The sequence below is a fragment of the Paucibacter sp. PLA-PC-4 genome (assembly GCF_026241155.1).
Taxonomy (GTDB): Bacteria; Pseudomonadota; Gammaproteobacteria; order Burkholderiales; family Burkholderiaceae_C; genus Roseateles_E.
Genome location: NZ_JAPFGP010000004.1, coordinates 239501 through 261429, shown reverse-complemented (window position 1 = coordinate 261429; position 21929 = coordinate 239501). Strand labels below are relative to the sequence as shown.

Here is a 21929-nt window from a genome sequence, read left to right as displayed (position 1 = left end):
GCGCCGTTTCGCCGCGCTAGCGCTGGGTGCCCGGGAGCGCTCCCAGCAAGCTTCTGAATAATTGAGTAAAATGCTCAGGCATACCCAAGGGTTAACCCCCGCGCCGGGCGGGTGCCGGGTCGCTCAGCTTGCTGATTCTGTTGTTGTACCGCCCCATGGTCTTGTTGGACCGAAGGAGAGTCTCATGCGTCTTACAACCAAAGGTCGTTTCGCTGTCACGGCGATGATCGATTTGGCGCTGCGTGAAAACGGCGGCCCGGTCGCGCTGGCGGCGATCAGCCAACGCCAGCAGATCTCGCTGTCCTATCTGGAGCAGCTGTTCGGCAAGCTGCGTCGGCACGAGCTGGTCGAAAGCACGCGCGGACCCGGCGGCGGTTACTCGCTGGGCCGCAAGTCTGACGAGATCACGGTGGCAGACATCATCGTCGCTGTCGATGAGCCAATCGATGCGACCGGCTGCGGCGGCAAGGAAAACTGCATGGGCGAGGACACCGGTCGCTGCATCACGCATGAACTTTGGACCAGCCTGAATGCCAAGATGATCGAGTATCTGGACTCGGTGTCGTTGCGCAAGCTGGTCGAGGATCAGTTGGCCAAGGGCGTGACGATAGAGGAGGCGCCAATCAAGCGCGCGATCTCGACGACGCCTGTGGTCAAGCCTATCCGCATTACTGCGCCGAATTCGGTGTTTGCCCTCGGCAACGCCTTCAACAAGTAATCCATCAAACCAAAGAGCAGTCGCATCTCATGGACATGACGCCCCACTTTCCCATCTATCTGGATTACGGCGCGACGACGCCGGTGGACCCGCGTGTGGTCGAAGCGATGATCCCCTGGTTGCGCGAGCATTTTGGTAATCCGGCCTCGCGCAGCCATGCCTGGGGCTGGGAAGCGGAAGCGGCGGTCGAGAAGGCGCGCGAGCAGGTCGCATCGCTGATCAATGCCGATCCGCGTGAAATCGTGTGGACATCGGGTGCGACCGAGTCGATCAATTTGGCGGTCAAGGGTGCGGCGCAGTTCTACAAGACGCGTGGCAAGCACATCATCACCCTGAAGACCGAGCACAAAGCCACCTTGGATACTTGCCGCGAGCTGGAGCGCCAAGGCTTTGAGGTCACCTATCTGGATGTTCAGGAAAACGGTCTGCTGGATCTGGGAGTCTTCCAGGCCGCGCTGCGGTCGGACACGATCCTAGTCTCGGTGCTGTTTGTCAACAACGAGATCGGTGTGATCCAGGATGTGGTGGCGATCGGTAATATTTGCCGCGAAAGGGGCATCATCTTCCACGTTGATGCGGCCCAGGCCACCGGCAAGATCGCGATCGATGTGACACAGCTGCCCATCGACCTGATGAGCTTGGCCTCGCACAAGACCTACGGCCCCAAGGGTATCGGTGCGCTGTTCGTGCGCCGCAAGCCGCGCGTGCGCCTGGAAGCTCAGATGCACGGTGGCGGCCATGAGCGCGGCATGCGCTCGGGTACGCTGGCTACCCACCAGATCGTCGGCATGGGCCTGGCCTTTGAGATCGCCAAGAACGAGATGGGCGAGGAGGGCGCACGCATCCGCATGCTGCACCAACGCCTGCTGGACGGCCTCAGCGGTATCGAGCAGGTCTTCGTCAATGGTGATCTGGTGCATCGCGTTCCGCACAACCTGAATATCTCCTTCAACTATGTCGAAGGCGAGTCGCTGATCATGGGCGTCAAAGGGTTGGCGGTGTCGTCAGGCTCGGCCTGCACCTCGGCCAGCCTGGAACCCAGCTATGTTTTGCGCGCGCTGGGTCGCAGCGATGAGCTGGCACATTCCTCGCTGCGCATGACCATCGGCCGCTTCACGACGGTTGAAGAAATCGACTATGCGGTGACGGTCTTGAAAGACCGAGTCGCCAAGCTGCGTGAGCTATCGCCGCTGTGGGATATGTACAAGGATGGCATCGACATCTCGACCATCCAGTGGACTGCCCACTGATTTAAGAACAACGTTGGAGAAACATCATGGCCTACAGTGAAAAAGTCGTTGATCACTACGAAAACCCCCGCAATGTCGGCGCCTTCGAGAAGGGCGACGATTCGGTCGGTACCGGCATGGTCGGCGCGCCGGCCTGCGGCGATGTGATGAAACTGCAGATCAAGGTCAACCCGGCCACCGGCCTGATCGAGGACGCCAAGTTCAAGACCTATGGCTGCGGCTCGGCGATCGCGTCGAGCTCGCTTGTGACCGAATGGGTCAAGGGCAAGACGCTGGACCAGGCGCTGGAGATCAAGAATACCTTGATCGCTGAAGAGCTGGCCTTGCCGCCGGTGAAGATCCACTGCTCCATCCTGGCCGAAGACGCGATCAAGGCTGCGGTCGATGACTACCGCGCCAAGCACACGCAGTAAGGGGCAATCGGCATGTCTGTGACTCTGACTGAGGCGGCTGCACGTCATGTGACGCGCTATATCGCCAAGCGCGGGCGCGGCGTGGGTGTGCGTCTGGGCGTCAAGACCACCGGCTGTTCTGGCCTGGCCTACAAGCTCGAGTACGCCGACGACGTGACGCCAGAGGACGTGATCTTCGAGGGGCATGGCGTGAAGATTTTGATCGACCCGAAGAGCTTGCCGTATCTTGAAGGTACCGAGCTGGATTTCGTGCGCGAAGGCCTCAACGAGGGCTTCAAGTTTCGTAATCCGCGCGAGAAGGACCGCTGCGGCTGCGGTGAGTCCTTCCGCGTCTAAAATCTTCAGTCCATCGCAGGGCGCGGCCATCAGCCGCGCCTTTTTCTTGGCTGCTTTGTAAACAAGCTTCATCGCATGCGACTCGACGACAACGACTTCAAGCTGTTTGGTCTGCCCGAGCGCCAGGCCCAAGAGCGTGTCGAGATCGATGCGCGCTGGAAGGCCTTGCAGGCCCAGGTTCACCCCGATAGGTTCGCCGCCCAGGGGGCATCATCGCAGCGGCTTGCGATGCAGTGGGCGGTGCGCGTCAATGAGGCTTACCAGCGCCTGCGCGACCCGCTGCAGCGGGCTGCCTACCTGTGCGAGTTGCGCGGCGTGCCGCTGCTGGTCAACGAGAACACCCGTATGCCGACCGCCTTCTTGATGGAGCAGATGAGTTGGCGCGAGGCCTTGGACGAGGCCCACGACCTGGCCGCAGTCGAGGCCTTGGATGCCGAGGTCGAACTCAGCGAGCGCGCCTTACTGGCCAATGTGCAACGCCTGCTCGATGAGGCGGACGACGCGCCGGCGGCGGCCGAGCAGGTTCGAGCCCTGATGTTCATGTCTCGATTCCGCGCCGATATCGACAAGAGGCTGGACGCCCTAGGACAGTAAAAAATGGCTTTGTTGCAGATATCCGAACCCGGGCAATCGCCCAATCCGCACGAGCGCCGCATCGCGGTGGGCATCGACCTGGGCACGACCCACTCGCTGGTGGCCTCGGTGCGTCATGGCTTGGCCGAATGCCTGCCGGACGAGCAAGGGCGCGTCATCCTGCCCTCGGCCGTGCGCTACCTGGAGGGCGGGCGGCGGCAAATCGGCGCAGCGGCCTTCGAGACCCAGGCGGAGGATCCGGAGAACACCATCGTTTCGGTCAAGCGCTTTATGGGCCGCTCGCTGGCTGATGTGAGCAACCGCGATAAGCTGCCCTACCGCTTCGAGGACACGCCGGGCATGCTGTCGATCGCGACGCGCGACGGCCTGAAGTCGCCGGTCGAGGTCTCCGCCGAGATTCTGGCGACGCTGCGTTTTCGTGCAGAGGACAGCTTTGCCGACGACGTCTTCGGGGCCGTGATTACGGTGCCGGCCTATTTTGACGATGCCCAGCGCCAGGCCACCAAGGATGCGGCGCAGTTGGCCGGCCTGAATGTGCTGCGCCTGATCAACGAGCCGACCGCTGCGGCGATCGCCTATGGCCTGGACAATGCCAGCGAGGGCTTGTACGCGGTCTATGACCTCGGCGGCGGCACCTTCGATATCTCGCTGCTGCGCCTCACGCGCGGCGTGTTCGAGGTGGTGGCGACCGGCGGCGATGCGGCCCTGGGCGGCGACGATTTCGACCGTCTACTGGCCGACTGGGCGCTGGCCGAGGTCGGACTTGAAGCCGTCAGCGCGCATGACAAGCGTGCAGTACTGATGGCCGCTCGCCTGGCCAAGGAGGCGCTGTCCGATGCGTCGCAGACCCGACTGCAGTGCACGTTGGACGCGGGCGCGCTCGATGTCGCCTTGACGCGCGAGCAGTTCGATGTGCTGACCAAACCGTTGGTCGACAAGACGCTGGCCGCTGTCAAGCGCGTGCTGCGCGACGCCAGGCTCAAGGCAGAGGAAGTGCAGGGCACGGTGATGGTCGGTGGTTCCACCCGCATGCCCGGCGTGCGCGCGGCGGTCGGGCAACTATTTGGCCGTGAAGTGCTGACCAATCTGAACCCCGACGAGGTTGTCGCGCTGGGTGCTGCAATCCAGGCCAATCAGCTGGCCGGCAATGCGGCCGATGGCGAGATCCTGCTGCTGGATGTGATCCCGCTGTCGCTGGGTCTGGAGACAATGGGTGGTCTGGTCGAGCGCATCATCGAGCGCAATGCGACGATTCCCGTGGCCAAAGCCCAGGACTTTACGACCTTCAAGGACGGCCAGACCGCTATGGCCGTCCATGTGTTGCAGGGCGAGCGCGAGTTGGTCAGCGAGTGCCGTTCGCTGGCGCGCTTCGAGCTGCGCGGCATTCCGCCCATGGTCGCCGGTGCGGCGCGCATCCGCGTCACCTTCCAGGTCGATGCCGACGGCTTGCTGAGCGTCTCGGCCAAGGAGCTTGGCTCGGGTGTCGAGGCGGCGGTTCAGGTCAAGCCGAGCTACGGCCTGTCGGACGATCGAATCGCCGGCATGCTCAAGGACGGGTTTTCCAGCGCCGAAGCGGATATGCAGGCGCGCAAGCTGCGCGAGGCCCGTGTCGAGGCCGAGCGCATGACGCTGGCCACGCAGTCGGCGCTGGCGGCCGACGGTGATCTGCTGGACGAGGCGCAGCGCTCCGCTGTCGCCGAGTTGTTGGAGCAGCTCGCCTTGGCTGCTGGTGGTGAGGATGCGGACGCGATCAACGCTGCCGTCGAGGTCTTGGCCAAAGGCACCGAGGCCTTCGCCGCCGAGCGCATGAATCGTGGCATTCAGCGGGCGCTGACCGGCCGCAATATCGAACAGATGTAAACAGGGGGAGCTCCATGCCCATCATCAAAATCCTTCCCCATGCCGAGTACTGCCCGCAGGGCAAGACCGTATCGGCGCCGGCTGGCACCTCGATCTGCGAAGCGCTGCTGGACAACCATATCGAGATCGAGCATGCCTGCGACCAGGTCTGCGCCTGCACCACCTGCCATGTGATCGTGCGTGAAGGTGCTCGCACGCTGTCCGAGATGGAAGAGGGCGAGGAAGACATGCTGGACCGTGCCTGGGGCCTGGAGCCCGATTCGCGGCTGAGCTGCCAGGCCATCCTGGGGCAGGCCGATGTGACCATCGAGATCCCGAAGTACTCGATCAATCACGCCAAAGAGAATCACTGAGCATGAAGGTCCTGGGCTTCGAGTCGTCCTGCGACGAGACCGGGGTGGCTTTGGTCGATGTGCCCGAGTCGGGTGATCGGGGCGTGCCCAGCTTGCTGGCGCAGGCCCTGCACAGCCAGATCAGCATGCACCAGGCCTATGGCGGCGTTGTGCCCGAGCTGGCGTCGCGCGACCATATCCGCCGTGTGCTGCCGCTGACGCGCGAGGTGCTGGCTGCGGCCGGCGTCGAGTTGGCCGATATCGACGTGATCGCCTATACCCAGGGGCCGGGCCTTGCCGGAGCATTGCTGGTGGGCGCTGGTGTCGCGGTGTCTTTGGCGGCCGCGCTGGGCAAGCCGACCCTGGGCGTGCACCATCTGGAAGGCCATCTGCTGTCGCCCTTTCTGTCGGCCGACCCGCCCGAGTTTCCCTTCGTCGCTTTGCTGGTCTCGGGCGGCCATACCCAACTGATGCGGGTTGACGATGTCGGGCAGTACGAGATCCTAGGCGAGACCATCGATGACGCGGCCGGCGAGGCCTTCGACAAGAGCGCCAAGCTGCTGGGCCTGCCATATCCCGGCGGCCCCCACCTGGCTCGACTGGCCGAGCAGGGCGACCCCGCAGTGTTTTCGCTGCCGCGCCCGCTGTTGCACAGCGGCAAGCCTGACTTCAGCTTTGCCGGTCTGAAGACGGCGGTGCTGACCCAGGTGAAGAAGCTGGGTGAGGCACCCAGCGATCGGCAGCGCGCCGATCTGGCGGCCTCGACCCAGGCTGCCATCGTGGAGGTGCTGGTGAAGAAGTCTTTGCTCGCGCTGAAGAACACCGGCCTCAAGCGCCTGGTGGTCGCCGGCGGGGTGGGGGCGAACAGCCTGCTGCGCCAGCAGCTGAACGCCGCCTGCGCCAAGCGCGGCGTGCGCGTGCACTACCCTGAGCTGAGCCTGTGCACCGACAACGGCGCGATGATTGCGATGGCCGCCGCGATGCGGCTGCAACGCGGCATGGCGACGCTGCAGCCGCAGGGTGGTGGCTTCGAGGTTCGCCCGCGCTGGGCGCTCGGTTCGCCCTGACTCGGCTCAGCTGACGCTAAGTTCGCCGGCATTGTCCGGCTGTCGCTTGACCAGAGTCAGGGTCAAAACGCCGTTGTCCAGCTTGGCGGTCGAGTCGCTCTTGTTGAGCTCCTGCGGCAGGGCGAGCGTGCGCGAGAAGCGCGTCACCGAGCGCTCGCGGTACAGCACTCGCTCGCCCGCAGCCTTCTCGGCGGCCCGGGTCTGCTCGGCATCGATGCTGACACGGCGGCCTTCGATCTTGATCTTGACGGCCTCCTTGGCCACGCCCGGGAGATCGAGCTGCAGGGTGTAGGCGGCATCGGTCTCGCTGACGTCCAGCGCCGGGCTGCGCAAGGCGACGGCGTCCTGATCAGTGTTGAACAAGCGCTCGATGTGGCGCGACAGATCGGCGGAATGACGGGAGACGGGAATCACGAACATGGCAGCTCCTACAATGAGATGGCTAGAAATCGCTGCTGAATCTTTCAGGGCGCAGCCCCCATGCCAACCAAGCTTGGCGCGGCTTCTCTCAATTCAATAGCCCTCAAATATTCACTCCGTCATGGCTTGGAACTTCCCTTCTCGTCACCATCTGGCCGCATTTTTGCTGGCCGCACCGCTGATGGCCGGTGCCGCCGAACCGATCAAGCTGGCATTGATTGAGGGCCTGTCCGGTCCCTTCGGCAATGCCGGCGAGGCGGTCTACCGCAACCTCGTCTGGGCCACCGAGCGTGTCAACGCGCGGGGCGGCGTCAAGTTGCCGGGCGGTACACGTCCATTGCAGTTGCTGCGGCTGGACAGCAAGGGGGCGACCGAAGAAGCGCTGTCCATGCTGCGTTCGGCCGTCGATCAGAAAGCCTCATTCGTGCTGCAGGGCAACAGCTCGGCCACGGCCGCCGCCTTGATCGATGCATTGAACAAGCACAACGATCGCGAACCCCAGCGACGTGCGCTGTTCCTGAACTACTCGGCGGTCGATCCGGCACTGACCAATGAGAAATGCAGCTTCTGGCATTTCCGCTTCGATGCCCATGCCGATATGCGGCTGGCCGCGCTGACCGACGAGCTGCGCGAGGACGCCTCGATCAAGAAGCTCTATCTGATTGGCCAGGACTACAGCTTTGGTCAGCATGTGCTCAAGCAGGGCCGCGAGATGTTGGCGGCCAAGCGGCCTGATATCGAGATCGTCGGCGACGAGTTGCACCCGGTCGGCCGGGTCAAGGACTTCATGCCCTATGTCACGAAGATCAAGGCCAGTGGTGCGCAAGCGGTACTGACTGGCAACTGGGGCAATGATCTGACCCTGCTGATCAAGGCGGCCAAGGATGTGGGTCTGAATGCGCGCTTTTATACCTTCTATGGCAATGCGCTCGGCGTGCCTGCCGCCTTGGGAGATGCGGGCATCGATAGGGTGGTGGCCGTGGCCGAGTGGCATCCGAATGTCGGCACGCCAAGCTCGGATCGCTTTTACGCCGCATTCCGCGCGCGCTTTCCCAAGCCCGAGGATGACTACGTTCACGCGCGCATGCAGGCCATGGTCGAGGTGCTGGTGACCGGCATTGAGCGGGCGAAGTCGCTGGACGTGGCGGCCGTGGCCCGGGCCATGGAGGGCCTGAAGTACGACGGCAAGACGCTGGGCGGTGTCGGTCAGGGGCGGATGCGCGCGGCCGATCACCAGTTCATCCAGCCGCTCTACGTCAGCGTGATGAAGCGCGCTGGCTCGCCAGGCGCGCGCCACGACAATGAAGGCTCGGGCTATGGCTTTCGCACCGTGCGCTTTGTGGACGAGGCCCGGGCCGAGCAGCCGCACCGATGCCAGATGCCCAGGCCGGCTCACTGAAGCCGCTCCCGACTTGGTCTATAATCCGTAGGTTTTGCTCGCCTAGGTACTCCTTACAGGGGCCGGGATGAGCGAAATCAAGGCACGGCTCGGGTCGGTTTCACCCGTGACCGCAAGTAAAACCATGGAAACCGTCTGTGTGCGTGGCAGGGCATTGGCCTTATCGTCGTTCCAGCGGAATCCGAATGCTGGAAACGCATATGACCATCAATAAAGCAGAAATCGTTCAGTCGAACGCCCGTAGCGCCAATGACACCGGCTCGCCGGAAGTCCAAGTGGCCTTGCTGACCGCGCGCATCAACTCGTTGACCCCTCACTTCAAGGCAAACATGAAGGACCATCATGGTCGTCGTGGTCTGCTGAAGATGGTCAACACGCGCAAGAGCCTGCTGGCCTATCTGAAGAGCAAGGACGCCGCCCGTTACGTCGCGCTGATCCAGAAGCTGGGCCTGCGTAAGTAATTCGCGTGTGAGATCAAGGAGCCTGTCTGGGTCAACGTCCAGCACAGGCTCTTTGTCTTTTACGCTTTCAGTTGGAGTTGAGCTGACGTGGCGCTGCTGTGTCATTCCAAGGCCTCTGCATCGTTCGATGTGAAGCAGATTCTCTGGAATGGCATCCCGCCAAACCCAGTCTCACTCCCGGTCCTGAGCCGCACCGCAAGCGGCATGACATCAAGAGGAGATGAGCATGAGCATGTTCAATAAGGTCACGAAGTCCTTTCAGTGGGGTGCCCACACCGTCACGATGGAAACCGGCGAGATCGCTCGCCAGGCCACCGGCGCCGTGCTGGTGAATATCGATGACACCGTAGTGCTGGCCACCGTGGTCGCTAAGACCGAAGCCAAGGCCGGCCAGGACTTCTTCCCGCTGACCGTCGACTACACCGAGAAGTCCTATGCCGCCGGAAAGATCCCCGGCAGCTTCTTTAAGCGTGAAGGTCGTCCCAGCGAGCTCGAGACGCTGACCTGCCGCCTGATCGACCGTCCGATCCGCCCGCTGTTCCCTGAAGGCTTCTACAACGAAGTTCAGGTCATCGTTCATGTCGTCAGCCTGAACCCCGAAGTGCAGGCCGATATCGCCGCGATGATCGCCACCAGCGCCGCGCTGGCCGTCAGCGGCATCCCGTTCAACGGCCCTATCGGTGCGGCCCGCGTCGGCTATGTCAACGGCGAGTACGTGCTGAACCCGGGTCAGACCGCGTTGAAGGACAGCCAACTGGACCTGGTGGTTGCCGGAACGCAGTCGGCCGTGCTGATGGTCGAGTCCGAAGCTGCCGGCCTGAGCGAAGAGGTGATGCTGGGCGCCGTCGTGTTCGGCCACGAGCAGGGCAACGTCGCGATCGCCGCGATCAATGAGCTGGTGCGTGACGCCGGCAAGCCGGCCTGGGACTGGCAGCCTCCGGCCAAGGACGAGGCCCTGATCGCCAAGATCGATGGCCTTGCCAAGGCCAAGCTCGAGGCTGCGTACCAGATCCGCAATAAACAGGCTCGCACCCAGGCCTGCCGCTCGGCCTATGCCGATGTGATGGCGGCCCTGAAGGCAGAAGGCGTGGCATTCGACAGCGTAGCCATCGAAGCCCTGCTGTTCGAGATCGAAGCCAAGATCGTTCGTGGCCAGATCCTGGCTGGCGAGCCGCGCATCGACGGCCGCGACACCCGTACTGTGCGCGCCATCGAGATCCGCAACAGCCTGCTGCCGCGTACTCACGGCTCTTCGCTGTTCACCCGCGGCGAGACCCAGGCTCTGGTGGTCGCCACGCTGGGCACCGACCGCGACGCGCAGCGCATCGACGCGCTGGCTGGCGAGTTTGAAGATCGCTTCATGCTGCACTACAACATGCCTCCCTTCGCCACCGGCGAGGCAGGCCGTTTCGGCACGCCCAAGCGTCGCGAAATCGGCCACGGCCGCTTGGCCAAGCGCGCATTGATCGCCGCGCTGCCGAGCAAGGAAGACTTCCCCTACACGATGCGCCTGGTGTCGGAGATCACCGAGTCCAACGGTTCTTCGTCGATGGCTTCGGTCTGCGGCGGCTGCCTGGCGCTGATGGACGCTGGCGTGCCGATGAAGGCCCATGTGGCCGGCATTGCGATGGGCCTGATCAAGGACGGTAACCGTTTCGCTGTGCTGACCGATATCCTGGGTGATGAAGATCATCTGGGCGATATGGACTTCAAGGTGGCCGGCACCACCGGGGGCATCACTGCGCTGCAGATGGATATCAAGATCCAGGGCATCACCAAGGAAATCATGCAGGTTGCATTGGCCCAGGCCAAGGAAGCGCGTCTGCACATCCTGGGCAAGATGGTCGAGGCGATGGGTGTGGCCAATACCGAGGTGTCGCAGTTCGCGCCGCGTCTGTACACCATCAAGATCAATCCGGAGAAGATCCGTGACGTGATCGGCAAGGGCGGCGCCACCATCCGCGCGCTGACCGAAGAAACTGGCACGACCATCGATATCGGCGAAGACGGCACGATCACGATCGCATCGACCGATGCCGACAAGGCTGAGCACGCCAAGCGTCGCATCCAGGAGATCACCGCCGAAGTCGAAATCGGCAAGATCTACGAAGGCCCGATCACCAAGATCCTGGACTTCGGTGCCCTGGTGAACCTGCTGCCCGGCAAGGACGGACTGCTGCACATCAGCCAGATCGCCCACCAGCGTGTCGAGAAGGTCACCGACTTCCTGAAGGAAGGTCAGATCGTCAAGGTCAAGGTGCTGGAGACCGACGAGAAGGGGCGCATCAAGCTGTCGATGAAGGCTCTGCTGGACCGCGATGCGGCGCCTGTGGCGGCTCCCCAGGAAGACGCGGCGCCGCAAGAGTAAGCACAAGCGTCGACGTATGAAGGCCATTGCCATCACCCGCCCCGGCGGCCCCGAAGTGTTGCGGCTCATCGAGCGACCTGATCCTGTTGCCGGGCTTGGGGAACTCTTGGTGGCGGTCGAGGCCTATGGCATCAACCGCCCCGATGTACTGCAGCGCAAGGGGGCATATCCGCCGCCGGCGGGTGCCAGCGATCTGCCGGGTCTGGAGGTGGCTGGCCGGATTGTTGGTGGCGATGCGGCTGAATTGGCTGCGGCCGGCTTCAAGCTGGGTGATGCTGTCTGTGCCCTGGTGGCTGGTGGTGGCTATGCGCAGCTGTGCGTGGCGCCGATCGCGCAGTGTCTGCCGGTGCCGGCTGGCTGGAGCATGGCCGAGGCAGCCGGCTTGCCGGAGACCTTCTTCACCGTCTGGTCGAATGTGTTCGAGCGGGCACGCCTGCAGCCAGGCGAAAGTCTCTTGGTGCATGGGGGCAGCAGCGGCATTGGCGTCACGGCGATCCAGATCGCCAAGGCGCTGGGCTCGCGGGTGTTGGTCACGGTTGGCACGGCCGACAAGGCCGATGCCTGCCTGAAGCTGGGTGCCGATGTCGCGATCAACTACAAGACCCAGGACTTCGTCGCCGAGGTCAAGGCGGCGACCGAAGGCCGTGGCGTCGATGTGATCCTGGACATGGTGGCCGGGGGCTATGTGGAGCGCGGCGTGCAGTGCCTGGCAGACGATGGCCGCATGGTCATCATCGCGGTGCAGGGTGGGTTGGATGCCAAGTTTGATGCCGGTGCGGTGCTGCGTCGGCGCTTGACGATCAGCGGCTCGACCCTGCGTCCGCGCTCGCTGGCCTTCAAGGCGCAGATCGCCCGCGCGCTGCATCTGCGCGTCTGGCCGCTGCTGGCCTCGCGTGCGATTGCGCCTGTCATCTATCGCACTTTCGCTGCCGATCAGGCAGCGGCTGCCCATGCCCTGATGGAGTCGGGCGAGCATGTCGGCAAGATCGTGCTGAGCTGGTAAGTCTGGAGTATTCGATGCGCAAGAAACTGGTCGTTGGCAACTGGAAGATGCATGGCAGCCGCGCTGCCAATGCGCTCTTGCTGGCCGGTCTGAAGGAAGCGGGACCGTGGAGTGCCGATGTGGCGGTCTGCGTGCCGTTCCCCTACATCAGCGAAACCGCGCTGGCACTGACCGGTGCGGCCATCGCTTTCGGCGCCCAGGACTGCTCGGCGCACGAGCAGGGGGCTTACACCGGCGAAGTCTCGTCGGCGATGCTGGCCGATATCGGATGCCGCTATGTGATCGTCGGCCATTCTGAGCGCCGTGCCTATCACCATGAAAGCGACCAACTGGTGGCCGACAAGGCCAAGGCTGCGCTGGCGCATGGTGTGACGCCCATCGTCTGCGTCGGCGAAACGCTGGCCGAACGCGAGGCCGGTCAGACCGAGCTGGTCGTCAAGCGCCAACTGGCGGCGGTGATCCATACGCTGACTCATTGCATCGGCGAGATCGTGCTGGCTTACGAGCCGGTCTGGGCCATCGGCACCGGGCTGACCGCCTCGCCCGAGCAGGCCCAGGCAGTGCATGCGGTGCTGCGCACGCAGCTGCATGCGGCTACGCAGAAGTCCAATTCGATGCGCATTCTCTACGGCGGCAGTGTCAAGGCTGACAATGCCGCGCAGCTGTTTGCCCAGCCCGATATCGACGGCGGCTTGATTGGCGGCGCGGCCTTGAAGGCGGCGGACTTTGCCGCTATCTGCCGCGCGGCGCACTGACGAATAAACCGACTCGCCGCGCAGGTGCGCGGCATCAAGAAGAATCTTTGGAGTGAATTGAGATGCAAGTTTTCATGAATCTGGTGCTGATCGTTCAGCTGCTGAGTGCGTTGACGATGATCGGTCTGGTGCTGGTGCAGCATGGCAAGGGTGCCGATATGGGGGCGTCTTTCGGCAGTGGGGCGTCGGGTAGTCTGTTCGGAGCTACCGGCAGCGCCAACTTCCTGTCGCGCAGCACGGCGATCTGCGCCACTGTGTTCTTTGCCTGCACGCTGGCGCTGGCCTATATGGGCAACCAGCGCGCCGGTGCGGCCACCGGTGGTGAAAGTGTGCTGGACCGCGCTGCTCCGGCGAGCGCACCGGCGTCTGGCGCCGCGGCGATTCCGGGCGCAGTGCCTGTGGCGCTGCCGGCAGCCTCCGCTGCGTCGAACTGAATACCTTGAGCCTTGTCATGCAGGGCGCACAAGGCCAGCATGAGCTTGGCAAAATCCTTCATCAGCTCTTCAGAAGCTAGGGATTTTCGGTATAGAATTCGAGGCTGTCTGGGAGCAAACCTCAAGCCACCGGACAGTAGCGAAAGTAATTGACAGCCGTCGTGGTGAAATTGGTAGACACGCTATCTTGAGGGGGTAGTGGCGAAAGCTGTGCGAGTTCGAGTCTCGCCGACGGCACCAGATCAATCGGTTAGCATTCTTCGGGCTGGAGCCTTGAATGTGCTGATCGAAGCGCCCTGTCGCAGCGGGTATCTCCGAGGAGGCTTGCTGTAGGGGACAAGGCGGGCGCGGTCCGTAAGCGAATGATTTCGCTAGCGGCGCGCCCGTTGCTTTTTTTCGAAATTCGGCTGCGGTGCCCGGAGGTGCTGCGGCGGATCACTAGAGCGTCAACCATGAACTTGGATCAGTACCTACCCGTCATCCTCTTCATCCTGGTCGGCGCGGGCGTCGGCGTGGCGCCTCAGGTGCTGGGCTTTCTGCTCGGACCGAATCGGCCGGATCAGGCCAAGAACTCCCCTTACGAATGCGGCTTCGAGGCTTTTGAAGACGCGCGCATGAAATTCGATGTGCGCTATTACCTCGTAGCCATTCTGTTCATTTTGTTTGATCTGGAAATCGCTTTCCTGTTTCCCTGGGCTGTGTCCTTGCGCGAGATCGGTGCGGCGGGTTTCTGGGCCATGATGATTTTCCTCGGCATTCTGGTCGTAGGTTTTGCCTACGAGTGGAAAAAAGGCGCCCTGGACTGGGAATAAACAAGGCTTGACCCGAAGGTACACCCCATGGGCATCGAAGGCGTTTTGAAAGAGGGCTTTGTCACCACCTCGGTCGACAAGTTGATCAACTGGTCCAAGACCGGATCGTTGTGGCCGATGACTTTTGGTCTGGCTTGCTGCGCGGTCGAGATGATGCATGCGGGCGCGGCCCGTTATGACATCGACCGTTTCGGCATGCTGTTCCGACCCAGCCCGCGGCAGTCCGATCTGATGATCGTGGCCGGCACGCTGTGCAACAAGATGGCGCCAGCTTTGCGCAAGGTCTACGACCAGATGGCCGAGCCGCGCTGGGTGCTGTCGATGGGCTCCTGTGCGAACGGCGGCGGCTACTACCACTACAGTTATTCGGTGGTGCGCGGCTGCGACCGCATTGTGCCGGTCGATGTCTACGTGCCGGGCTGTCCGCCGACGGCCGAGGCGCTGCTGTACGGCATTTTGCAGCTGCAGGCCAAGATCCGCCGCGAAAACACCATCGCGCGCTGAAGGTTAGGCATTCATGAGCAAACTTGACACCCTGCAAGCCGCGCTGGAAGCAGCGCTGGGCGGCCAGATCCAGAGCATCAAGCGCGAATTCGGCGAGATCACCATCCAGGTGAAGGCGGCCGACTATCTGGCGGTGGCCACCACCTTGCGCGATCACGCCGAGCTGAAGTTCGAGCAATTGATCGACCTCTGCGGCCTGGACTACAGCGACTACGGCAATGGCGGCTACGAAGGTCCTCGCTTTGCCGTCGCGACTCACCTGCTGTCGGTCAGCAAGAACTGGCGCGTGCGGCTGAAGGTGTTCTGCCCAGATGATGACCTGCCCCTGGTGGCAGCCCTGACACCTGTCTGGAACGCAGCCAATTGGTTCGAGCGCGAGGCTTTTGATCTCTACGGGATCATCTTTGAAGGTCATGAAGATCTGCGCCGAATCCTGACCGATTACGGTTTCATCGGTCATCCAATGCGCAAAGACTTCCCGACCTCGGGTCATGTGGAGATGCGATACGACGCCGAGCAAAAGCGTGTGATCTATCAGCCGGTGACGATCGAGCCGCGTGAGATCACGCCGCGCATCATCCGCGAAGAAAACTACGGCGGACTCTGAACCATGGCCGAAATCAAGAACTACACCCTCAATTTCGGTCCTCAGCATCCGGCCGCCCACGGTGTGCTGCGCTTGGTGCTGGAGCTTGACGGCGAAGTGATACAGCGCGCCGATCCGCATATCGGTCTGCTGCACCGCGCCACCGAGAAGCTGGCCGAGAGCAAGACATACATCCAGTCGCTGCCCTATATGGACCGTCTCGACTACGTGTCGATGATGGCCAATGAGCAGGCTTATTGCCTGGCGATCGAGAAGATGCTGGGCATTGAGGTGCCGATCCGTGCGCAGTACATCCGCGTGATGTTCGCTGAGATCACCCGGCTGCTGAACCACCTGATGTGGCTGGGCGCGCACGGGCTGGACTGCGGCGCGATGAATGTGCTGATCTACGCCTTCCGCGAGCGCGAAGACCTGTTCGATATGTACGAGGCGGTGTCGGGTGCGCGCATGCACGCGGCCTACTTCCGTCCGGGCGGCGTCTACCGCGATCTGCCGGACGTGATGCCGCAGTACCAGGTCAGCAAGATCAAAAATGCCAAGACGATTGCGATGCTCAATGAGAATCGCTCGGGCTCCTTGCTGGACTTCATCGACGATTTCTGCAAGCGCTTCCCGAAGAACGTTGACGACTACGAGACGCTGCTGACCGACAACCGCATCTGGAAGCAGCGCACCGTGGGCATCGGCGTGTTGACGCCCGAGCGTGCACTGAACCTGGGCCTGACCGGGCCGATGCTGCGCGGCTGCGGCATCCCCTGGGACCTGCGCAAGACCCAGCCCTACGATGCCTATGCCCACGTCGATTTCGATGTGCCCGTTGGCACCAACGGCGACACCTATGACCGCTACGTCGTGCGCGTGGAAGAGATGCGCCAGTCAAACCGCATTATCCAGCAATGCGTGGACTGGCTGCGCAAGAATCCCGGCCCGGTCATCACCGACAACCACAAGGTGGCGCCGCCGGCTCGTGTGGGCATGAAGTCGAACATGGAGGAGTTGATCCACCACTTCAAGCTCTTTACCGAGGGCTTCAAGGTGCCTGAGGGCGAGGCCTATGCGGCTGTCGAGCACCCGAAGGGCGAGTTCGGCATCTACATCGTTAGCGATGGCGCCAACAAGCCTTACCGTCTGAAGATCCGTGCACCGGGCTTCTCGCATCTGGCGGCGCTGGACGAGATGGCGCGCGGCCATATGTTGGCCGATGCCGTGGCCATCATCGGCACGATGGACATCGTGTTCGGCGAGATTGATCGGTGAGTGAAGCGATGAGCACTGAATACATCCTGAGCGAGGCCACGGCCGCGCGTTTCGCGCGCGAAGTGGCGAAGTACCCGAGCGATCAGAAGCAGTCGGCTGTGATGGCCTGCCTGGCTATCGTCCAGCAGGAGCAGGGCCATGTGTCGCGCGCCAGCGAGGACGCTATTGCGACCTATCTGGGCATGCCGGCCATCGCCGTGTACGAGGTCACGACCTTCTACAACATGTACAACCAGCGGCCGCTGGGCCAGTTCAAGCTGAACGTCTGCACAAATTTGCCCTGCCAACTGCGCGACGGCCAGCAGGCGCTGGAGCATTTGTGCAAGAAGCTTGGTGTGGACGAGGGTGGCACAACCGCCGATGGCATGTTCACCGTGCAGAAGAGCGAATGCCTGGGCGCCTGTGCCGACGCACCGGTGATGCTGGTCAATGACCGCCAGATGTGCAGCTTCATGAGCCACCAGCGCCTCGACGAACTCGTCGAAGTGCTCAAGGCCAACGCTGCAAAGAACTGAGGGAAAGCATGCTGGATCTCTCCAAGTTTCAAGCCAAGGGCAACGAGACCTGTTTCCACGATCGCCATATCGGCGCCCAGATCTATGCCGATCTGGACGGCAACAACTGGGGTCTGAAAGACTATGTCGCGCGTGGCGGTTATCAGGCGTTGCGCAAGATCCTGAAAGGGGAGGGCACGGCCGACGGCGCGCCGATGAGCTCCGATCAGGTGATCGCTGAGGTCAAGGCTTCCGGCCTGCGTGGCCGTGGCGGCGCGGGCTTCCCGACCGGCCTGAAGTGGAGCTTCATGCCGCGCCAGTTCCCCGGCGCGAAGTACCTGGTCTGCAACTCGGACGAGGGCGAGCCGGGCACCTGTAAAGACCGCGACATCCTGATGTATAACCCGCACATCGTCATCGAGGGCATGGCCATTGCCGCCTTCGCGATGGGCATCAAGGTTGGCTACAACTACATCCACGGCGAGATCTTCGAGGTCTACGAGCGCTTCGAAGCGGCCTTGGAAGAAGCCCGTGCCGCCGGCTTCCTGGGTGAGCGCATCCTGGGTTCGGATTTCAGCTTCCAGTTGCATGCCTTCCATGGCTTCGGCGCTTACATCTGCGGCGAGGAAACGGCGCTGCTGGAGTCGCTCGAAGGCAAAAAGGGTCAGCCGCGCTTCAAGCCGCCGTTCCCGGCCAGCTTCGGCCTGTACGGCAAGCCTACGACGATCAACAACACCGAAACCTTCGCGGCCGTGCCGTGGATCATCCGCAATGGCGGCCAGCCCTATCTGGAGATCGGCAAGCCGAACAACGGCGGCACCAAGATCTTCTCGGTCTCGGGCGATGTGGAGCGCCCCGGCAATTACGAGATTCCGCTTGGTACGCCGTTTGCTACCTTGCTGGAGCTGGCCGGTGGCGTGCGCAAGGGGCGCCAGCTGAAGGCGGTGATTCCTGGCGGCTCCTCGTCGCCGGTGCTGACCGCCGAGGTGATGATGAACTGCACGATGGACTATGACTCCATTGCCAAGGCCGGCTCGATGCTCGGCTCGGGCGCGGTCATCGTGATGGACGATTCGCGGTGCATGGTCAAGAGCCTGCTGCGTCTGTCCTACTTCTATGCGCATGAGAGCTGCGGGCAGTGCACGCCGTGCCGTGAAGGTACGGGCTGGATGCATCGCGTGGTCGAGCGCATCGCCAACGGCCAGGGCCGGGCGGAAGACATCGATTTGCTGAATTCGGTGGCCGACAACATCCAAGGCCGCACCATCTGTGCGCTGGGCGATGCCGCCGCGATGCCGGTGCGCGCGATGATCAAGAATTTCAAAAACGAGTTCGTTCATCTGATCGAACACAAAACGGCTCTGGTGCCGGCCTCGGTCTGAGGCAGGACAGGACACGACATGATTGAAATCGAACTCGACGGCCAGAAGGTGGAGGTCTTGGAGGGCAGCATGGTGATGCATGCCGCCGAGAAGGCCGGCACCTACATCCCGCATTTCTGTTATCACAAGAAGCTCTCCATCGCCGCCAACTGCCGCATGTGCCTGGTAGATGTCGAGAAGGCGCCCAAGCCCATGCCTGCCTGTGCGACGCCGGTGACCCAGGGCATGATCGTCCGCACCAAGAGCGAGAAGGCGGTCAAGGCACAGCAGGGCGTTATGGAGTTTCTGCTGATTAACCACCCGCTAGATTGCCCGATCTGCGATCAGGGCGGCGAGTGTCAGCTGCAGGATTTGGCCGTCGGCTATGGCGGCAGCAAATCGCGCTACTCGGAAGAGAAGCGCGTAGTCTTCCACAAGAACGTCGGCCCGCTGATCTCGATGGAAGAGATGAGCCGTTGCATCCATTGCACCCGCTGCGTGCGCTTCGGCCAGGAAATCGCCGGCGTGATGGAGCTGGGCATGGCGCATCGCGGCGAGCATGCCGAGATCCAGACCTTTGTCGGTCGATCCGTGGACTCCGAGTTGTCGGGCAATATGATCGACATCTGCCCGGTCGGCGCACTGACCAGCAAGCCATTCCGCTACAGCGCCCGCACCTGGGAACTGTCGCGCCGCAAGAGCGTGTCCCCGCATGACAGCACCGGTGCCAACCTGATTGTTCAGGTCAAGGGCAAACAGGTGATGCGCGTCGTGCCGCTGGAGAACGAGGCCGTCAATGAATGCTGGATCGCCGACCGCGACCGCTTCTCTTATGAGTCGCTGAACAGCGACCAGCGGCTGAGCGCGCCGATGATCAAGCAAGGTGGCGCCTGGAAGACGGTCGACTGGAGCACGGCGCTCGAGTACGTGGCCAACGGTCTGAAGCTGGTGCGCGCCGAGCATGGCGCCACTGCCATTGGTGCGCTGGGCTCGGCCCACAGCACGATCGAGGAATTGCACCTGCTGGGCGCGCTGGTACGCGGCATGGGCAGCGACAACGTTGACCACCGTCTGCGCCATGCCGATTTCGCCAATGTGGCTGAGTCGGGCCAAGCGCGCTGGCTGGGCAGCCCGATTGCGGCGCTGTCCGAGCTGGACCGTGCGTTGGTGGTTGGTTCTTCGCTGCGCAAGGACCATCCGCTGTTTGCCCAGCGCCTGCGTCAGGCGACCCGCCGCGGCGCCCAGGTGCTGAGCCTCAACGCCAGCGAAGACGACTGGCTGATGCCCGTCGCGGCCCGCATCACGGTGGCGCCGAGCGCCTGGGTGCAGTCGCTGGCCGATGTCGCTGCTGCGATCTCTGCCAGCACCGGCGTTGCCGCTCCGGCGACCGGCGAAGCGACTGAAGCGGCCAAGGCCATCGCGGCCTCGCTGTTGTCCGGCGCCCGCAAGGCCGTGCTGCTGGGCAATGCGGCCGCCCAACATCCGCAGGCTTGCAGCCTGCTGGTACTGGCCAATTGGATCGCCGCGCAGACCGGCGCCAGCGTCGGCTATCTGAGCGAGGCCGCCAACACGGTCGGCGCCCAGCTGGCCCGTGCGCTGCCGCAGCAAGGCGGTCTGAATGCCGGCCAGATGCTGGGCGGCGAGGTACTGAAGGCTGTGCTGCTGCTGAATACCGATCCGGTGCTGGACAGCGCCAACGCTGCCGCCGCCGCCAAGGCCCTGGCTGCGGCCGAGATGGTCGTTGTGATGAGCCCGTTCAAGAGCGGTCTGGAGTACGCTGACGTGCTGCTGCCTACCGCGCCCTTCACTGAGACCTCGGGCACTTTCGTCAACGCCGAGGGCCGGGCGCAGAGCTTCGTCGGCGTCGTGCCGCCGTTGGCCGAGACCCGTCCGGGCTGGAAGATCCTGCGCGTGCTGGGCAATTTGCTGGCGCTCGAAGGCTTCGGTTACGAGAGCTCGGAGCAGGTGCGCAACGAGGTGCTGGGGGCTGCTCCCGATCTGAGCGCGCGGCTAAGTAATACGTCGTCTGCCGCCGTGCAGACGGCTGCTGTGCCCGCCGGCATCGAGCGTCTGGCCCCGGTGCCTATCTATGCGGCCGACGCACTGGTGCGCAACTCGACCTCGCTGCAACTGACGACCGATGCACGCTGCGCAGCAGTTGCCGGTCTGCCCAAGCAGCTCTGGGAGCAGCTTGGCTTGGCGGAGGGGGCGCGTGTGCGCATCACGCAAGAAGGCGCCGGCGCGGCCGAACTGCCGGCCCGGCTGGAAGCAGGCCTGGCGCCCAATACGCTGCGGGTGCCGGCCGGTCTGGCGGAAACCGCGGCCCTGGGTGCGATGTTCGGCACCCTGACGGTCAGCAAGGCCTGAGGCGACGAGGACAATAATGATTGAATCCCTCTACCAAGGCGGCGCCACGCTGCTGGGCGGCTTCTGGCCGGTGCTCTGGAGCCTGATCAAGATCATCGCGGTGGTCGCGCCGCTGATGATCTGCGTGGCCTATCTGACGCTCTGGGAGCGCAAGGCCATCGGCTGGTCGCAGATCCGCCCAGGTCCGAACCGGGTCGGCCCCTACGGCCTGTTGACCCCGATCGCCGATGCGGTGAAGCTGATTTTCAAGGAGATCATCGTCCCGACGGCGGCCAACAAGGGGCTGTTCTTCCTCGGCCCCATCATGACCATCATGCCCGCACTTGCGGCTTGGGCGGTGATCCCCTTCGGCCCCGATGCGGCTGTGGCCAATGTCAACGCCGGCCTGCTGTTTCTGATGGCGATCACCTCGCTGGAGGTCTACGGCGTGATCATTGCTGGCTGGGCCTCGAACTCGAAGTACGCCTTCCTGGGCGCGCTGCGTGCCTCGGCACAGATGGTGTCCTACGAGATCGCGATGGGCTTTTGCCTGGTGGTCGTGCTGATGGTGTCGGGCAGCATGTACATGACAGATATCGTCGTGCTGCAGACCAAGGGCATGTTCGCCGACATGGGCCTGACCTTCCTGTCCTGGAACTGGTTGCCGCTGCTGCCGATCTTCGTCGTCTACTTCATCTCTGGCCTGGCCGAAACCAATCGGCACCCGTTTGACGTGGTCGAGGGCGAATCGGAAATCGTCGCCGGTCACATGATCGAGTACTCGGGCATGTCTTTTGCGATGTTCTTCCTGGCCGAGTACGCCAATATGATCCTGGTCTCGGCCCTGGCCGTAATCCTGTTCCTGGGCGGCTGGTCGGCACCGATTTCCTTCAGCCTGTTGGGCATGGAAACGCCGAGCTTCATCCAGAACACCATGGCACTCTGGAACTGGGCTTGGTTGTTCGGCAAGACCTTTGTCGTGGTGACCATGTTCCTGTGGGTTCGTGCCACTTTCCCGCGCTTCCGCTACGACCAGATCATGCGTCTGGGCTGGAAGATCTTCATTCCCGTGACTCTGATCTGGCTGGTCGTCGTTGGCCTGTGGATCCAGTCTCCGTTCAATATCTGGAAGTGAGTC

At 62.9% G+C, this 21929-nt stretch carries 23 protein-coding genes and 1 tRNA gene; 23 read left to right on the top strand and 1 reads right to left on the bottom strand.

Annotation, left to right across the window (positions count from 1 at the left end; all coding sequences use genetic code 11):
- Positions 1–184: 184 nt before the first annotated feature.
- The 8 genes from OOZ63_RS08335 (at position 185) to tsaD (ending at position 6570) form a co-directional block, all read left to right on the top strand.
- Entirely contained in the window at positions 185–718 is a 534-nt protein-coding gene (locus OOZ63_RS08335) for a Fe-S cluster assembly transcription factor (protein WP_266004966.1), read from the top strand.
- Between the two features lie 29 nt (positions 719–747).
- Positions 748–1968, top strand: coding sequence for an IscS subfamily cysteine desulfurase (locus tag OOZ63_RS08330; RefSeq protein WP_266004965.1), 1221 nt, complete (start codon positions 748–750; stop codon positions 1966–1968).
- 26 nt (positions 1969–1994) lie between these two features.
- Positions 1995–2381, top strand: coding sequence for a Fe-S cluster assembly scaffold IscU (iscU, locus tag OOZ63_RS08325; RefSeq protein WP_137943544.1), 387 nt, complete (start codon positions 1995–1997; stop codon positions 2379–2381).
- Positions 2382–2393: 12 nt separating this feature from the next.
- Complete coding sequence (gene iscA / locus OOZ63_RS08320; protein ID WP_137943543.1) at positions 2394–2717, top strand: iron-sulfur cluster assembly protein IscA; 324 nt, start codon at positions 2394–2396, stop codon at positions 2715–2717.
- A gap of 75 nt (positions 2718–2792) precedes the next feature.
- Positions 2793–3311, top strand: coding sequence for a Fe-S protein assembly co-chaperone HscB (gene hscB, locus OOZ63_RS08315; protein WP_266004964.1), 519 nt, complete (start codon positions 2793–2795; stop codon positions 3309–3311).
- A gap of 3 nt (positions 3312–3314) precedes the next feature.
- Entirely contained in the window at positions 3315–5171 is a 1857-nt protein-coding gene (hscA, locus tag OOZ63_RS08310) for a Fe-S protein assembly chaperone HscA (RefSeq protein ID WP_266004963.1), read from the top strand.
- Between the two features lie 14 nt (positions 5172–5185).
- On the top strand, positions 5186–5524 hold the full coding sequence (fdx, locus tag OOZ63_RS08305) for an ISC system 2Fe-2S type ferredoxin (RefSeq protein WP_266004962.1): 339 nt from the start codon (positions 5186–5188) through the stop codon (positions 5522–5524).
- Between the two features lie 2 nt (positions 5525–5526).
- Positions 5527–6570 (top strand): tRNA (adenosine(37)-N6)-threonylcarbamoyltransferase complex transferase subunit TsaD, encoded by a 1044-nt coding sequence (tsaD, locus tag OOZ63_RS08300; protein WP_266004961.1) that lies wholly within the window; start codon positions 5527–5529, stop codon positions 6568–6570.
- Between the two features lie 6 nt (positions 6571–6576).
- Here the strand turns inward: tsaD and OOZ63_RS08295 are convergent, their stop codons facing one another.
- Positions 6577–6990 carry an Hsp20/alpha crystallin family protein gene (locus OOZ63_RS08295; protein WP_266004960.1) on the bottom strand — a complete coding sequence of 138 codons (414 nt, stop codon included), beginning with the start codon at positions 6988–6990 and terminating at the stop codon, positions 6577–6579.
- Positions 6991–7111: 121 nt separating this feature from the next.
- Here OOZ63_RS08295 and OOZ63_RS08290 point away from each other — a divergent pair, with 121 nt between their 5' ends.
- From OOZ63_RS08290 to nuoH, 15 genes are all read left to right on the top strand, one after another.
- Entirely contained in the window at positions 7112–8389 is a 1278-nt protein-coding gene (locus OOZ63_RS08290) for a branched-chain amino acid ABC transporter substrate-binding protein (protein ID WP_416234706.1), read from the top strand.
- A gap of 200 nt (positions 8390–8589) precedes the next feature.
- Positions 8590–8850, top strand: coding sequence for a 30S ribosomal protein S15 (gene rpsO / locus OOZ63_RS08285; protein ID WP_416234705.1), 261 nt, complete (start codon positions 8590–8592; stop codon positions 8848–8850).
- 226 nt (positions 8851–9076) lie between these two features.
- Positions 9077–11218 carry a polyribonucleotide nucleotidyltransferase gene (gene pnp, locus OOZ63_RS08280; protein WP_266004958.1) on the top strand — a complete coding sequence of 714 codons (2142 nt, stop codon included), beginning with the start codon at positions 9077–9079 and terminating at the stop codon, positions 11216–11218.
- Positions 11219–11234: 16 nt separating this feature from the next.
- Entirely contained in the window at positions 11235–12221 is a 987-nt protein-coding gene (locus OOZ63_RS08275) for an NAD(P)H-quinone oxidoreductase (protein WP_266004957.1), read from the top strand.
- A gap of 14 nt (positions 12222–12235) precedes the next feature.
- Positions 12236–12976, top strand: a complete 741-nt coding sequence (gene tpiA / locus OOZ63_RS08270; protein ID WP_266004956.1) for a triose-phosphate isomerase — start codon at positions 12236–12238, stop codon at positions 12974–12976.
- A 62-nt stretch (positions 12977–13038) separates the two neighbouring features.
- Positions 13039–13410: a preprotein translocase subunit SecG gene (secG, locus tag OOZ63_RS08265; RefSeq protein ID WP_266004955.1), complete on the top strand. Its 372-nt coding sequence runs from the start codon at positions 13039–13041 to the stop codon at positions 13408–13410.
- Positions 13411–13565: 155 nt separating this feature from the next.
- Positions 13566–13650 (top strand) — tRNA-Leu (locus tag OOZ63_RS08260).
- Positions 13651–13862: 212 nt separating this feature from the next.
- Complete coding sequence (locus tag OOZ63_RS08255) at positions 13863–14222, top strand: NADH-quinone oxidoreductase subunit A (protein WP_137943531.1); 360 nt, start codon at positions 13863–13865, stop codon at positions 14220–14222.
- Between the two features lie 27 nt (positions 14223–14249).
- The gene (locus OOZ63_RS08250) at positions 14250–14726 is read left to right on the top strand and encodes a NuoB/complex I 20 kDa subunit family protein (RefSeq protein ID WP_046113908.1); all 477 of its coding nucleotides are present in this window, start codon (positions 14250–14252) and stop codon (positions 14724–14726) included.
- A gap of 13 nt (positions 14727–14739) precedes the next feature.
- On the top strand, positions 14740–15333 hold the full coding sequence (locus tag OOZ63_RS08245; protein WP_266004954.1) for an NADH-quinone oxidoreductase subunit C: 594 nt from the start codon (positions 14740–14742) through the stop codon (positions 15331–15333).
- 3 nt (positions 15334–15336) lie between these two features.
- The gene (locus OOZ63_RS08240; protein ID WP_266004953.1) at positions 15337–16590 is read left to right on the top strand and encodes an NADH-quinone oxidoreductase subunit D; all 1254 of its coding nucleotides are present in this window, start codon (positions 15337–15339) and stop codon (positions 16588–16590) included.
- An 8-nt stretch (positions 16591–16598) separates the two neighbouring features.
- Positions 16599–17105, top strand: coding sequence for an NADH-quinone oxidoreductase subunit NuoE (gene nuoE / locus OOZ63_RS08235; RefSeq protein WP_266004952.1), 507 nt, complete (start codon positions 16599–16601; stop codon positions 17103–17105).
- An 8-nt stretch (positions 17106–17113) separates the two neighbouring features.
- A complete protein-coding gene (gene nuoF, locus OOZ63_RS08230; protein WP_266004951.1) occupies positions 17114–18466 on the top strand; it encodes an NADH-quinone oxidoreductase subunit NuoF in 1353 nt (450 codons plus the stop codon).
- Positions 18467–18484: 18 nt separating this feature from the next.
- Complete coding sequence (gene nuoG / locus OOZ63_RS08225; RefSeq protein WP_266004950.1) at positions 18485–20812, top strand: NADH-quinone oxidoreductase subunit NuoG; 2328 nt, start codon at positions 18485–18487, stop codon at positions 20810–20812.
- A 16-nt stretch (positions 20813–20828) separates the two neighbouring features.
- On the top strand, positions 20829–21926 hold the full coding sequence (gene nuoH / locus OOZ63_RS08220) for an NADH-quinone oxidoreductase subunit NuoH (RefSeq protein WP_266004949.1): 1098 nt from the start codon (positions 20829–20831) through the stop codon (positions 21924–21926).
- Positions 21927–21929: the final 3 nt, after the last annotated feature.

Coding starts and splice junctions, on each gene's coding strand:
- fdx (WP_266004962.1), top strand. CDS start 5,186: ATGCCCATCATCAAAATCCTTCCCCATGCCGAGTACTGCCCGCAGGGC.
- OOZ63_RS08250 (WP_046113908.1), top strand. CDS start 14,250: ATGGGCATCGAAGGCGTTTTGAAAGAGGGCTTTGTCACCACCTCGGTC.
- iscA (WP_137943543.1), top strand. CDS start 2,394: ATGTCTGTGACTCTGACTGAGGCGGCTGCACGTCATGTGACGCGCTAT.
- rpsO (WP_416234705.1), top strand. CDS start 8,590: ATGACCATCAATAAAGCAGAAATCGTTCAGTCGAACGCCCGTAGCGCC.
- hscA (WP_266004963.1), top strand. CDS start 3,315: ATGGCTTTGTTGCAGATATCCGAACCCGGGCAATCGCCCAATCCGCAC.
- OOZ63_RS08240 (WP_266004953.1), top strand. CDS start 15,337: ATGGCCGAAATCAAGAACTACACCCTCAATTTCGGTCCTCAGCATCCG.
- OOZ63_RS08245 (WP_266004954.1), top strand. CDS start 14,740: ATGAGCAAACTTGACACCCTGCAAGCCGCGCTGGAAGCAGCGCTGGGC.
- nuoE (WP_266004952.1), top strand. CDS start 16,599: ATGAGCACTGAATACATCCTGAGCGAGGCCACGGCCGCGCGTTTCGCG.
- OOZ63_RS08255 (WP_137943531.1), top strand. CDS start 13,863: ATGAACTTGGATCAGTACCTACCCGTCATCCTCTTCATCCTGGTCGGC.
- OOZ63_RS08335 (WP_266004966.1), top strand. CDS start 185: ATGCGTCTTACAACCAAAGGTCGTTTCGCTGTCACGGCGATGATCGAT.
- OOZ63_RS08290 (WP_416234706.1), top strand. CDS start 7,112: ATGGCTTGGAACTTCCCTTCTCGTCACCATCTGGCCGCATTTTTGCTG.
- hscB (WP_266004964.1), top strand. CDS start 2,793: ATGCGACTCGACGACAACGACTTCAAGCTGTTTGGTCTGCCCGAGCGC.
- OOZ63_RS08330 (WP_266004965.1), top strand. CDS start 748: ATGGACATGACGCCCCACTTTCCCATCTATCTGGATTACGGCGCGACG.
- nuoH (WP_266004949.1), top strand. CDS start 20,829: ATGATTGAATCCCTCTACCAAGGCGGCGCCACGCTGCTGGGCGGCTTC.
- OOZ63_RS08275 (WP_266004957.1), top strand. CDS start 11,235: ATGAAGGCCATTGCCATCACCCGCCCCGGCGGCCCCGAAGTGTTGCGG.
- tsaD (WP_266004961.1), top strand. CDS start 5,527: ATGAAGGTCCTGGGCTTCGAGTCGTCCTGCGACGAGACCGGGGTGGCT.
- nuoF (WP_266004951.1), top strand. CDS start 17,114: ATGCTGGATCTCTCCAAGTTTCAAGCCAAGGGCAACGAGACCTGTTTC.
- iscU (WP_137943544.1), top strand. CDS start 1,995: ATGGCCTACAGTGAAAAAGTCGTTGATCACTACGAAAACCCCCGCAAT.
- tpiA (WP_266004956.1), top strand. CDS start 12,236: ATGCGCAAGAAACTGGTCGTTGGCAACTGGAAGATGCATGGCAGCCGC.
- pnp (WP_266004958.1), top strand. CDS start 9,077: ATGAGCATGTTCAATAAGGTCACGAAGTCCTTTCAGTGGGGTGCCCAC.
- nuoG (WP_266004950.1), top strand. CDS start 18,485: ATGATTGAAATCGAACTCGACGGCCAGAAGGTGGAGGTCTTGGAGGGC.
- secG (WP_266004955.1), top strand. CDS start 13,039: ATGCAAGTTTTCATGAATCTGGTGCTGATCGTTCAGCTGCTGAGTGCG.
- OOZ63_RS08295 (WP_266004960.1), bottom strand. CDS start 6,990: ATGTTCGTGATTCCCGTCTCCCGTCATTCCGCCGATCTGTCGCGCCAC.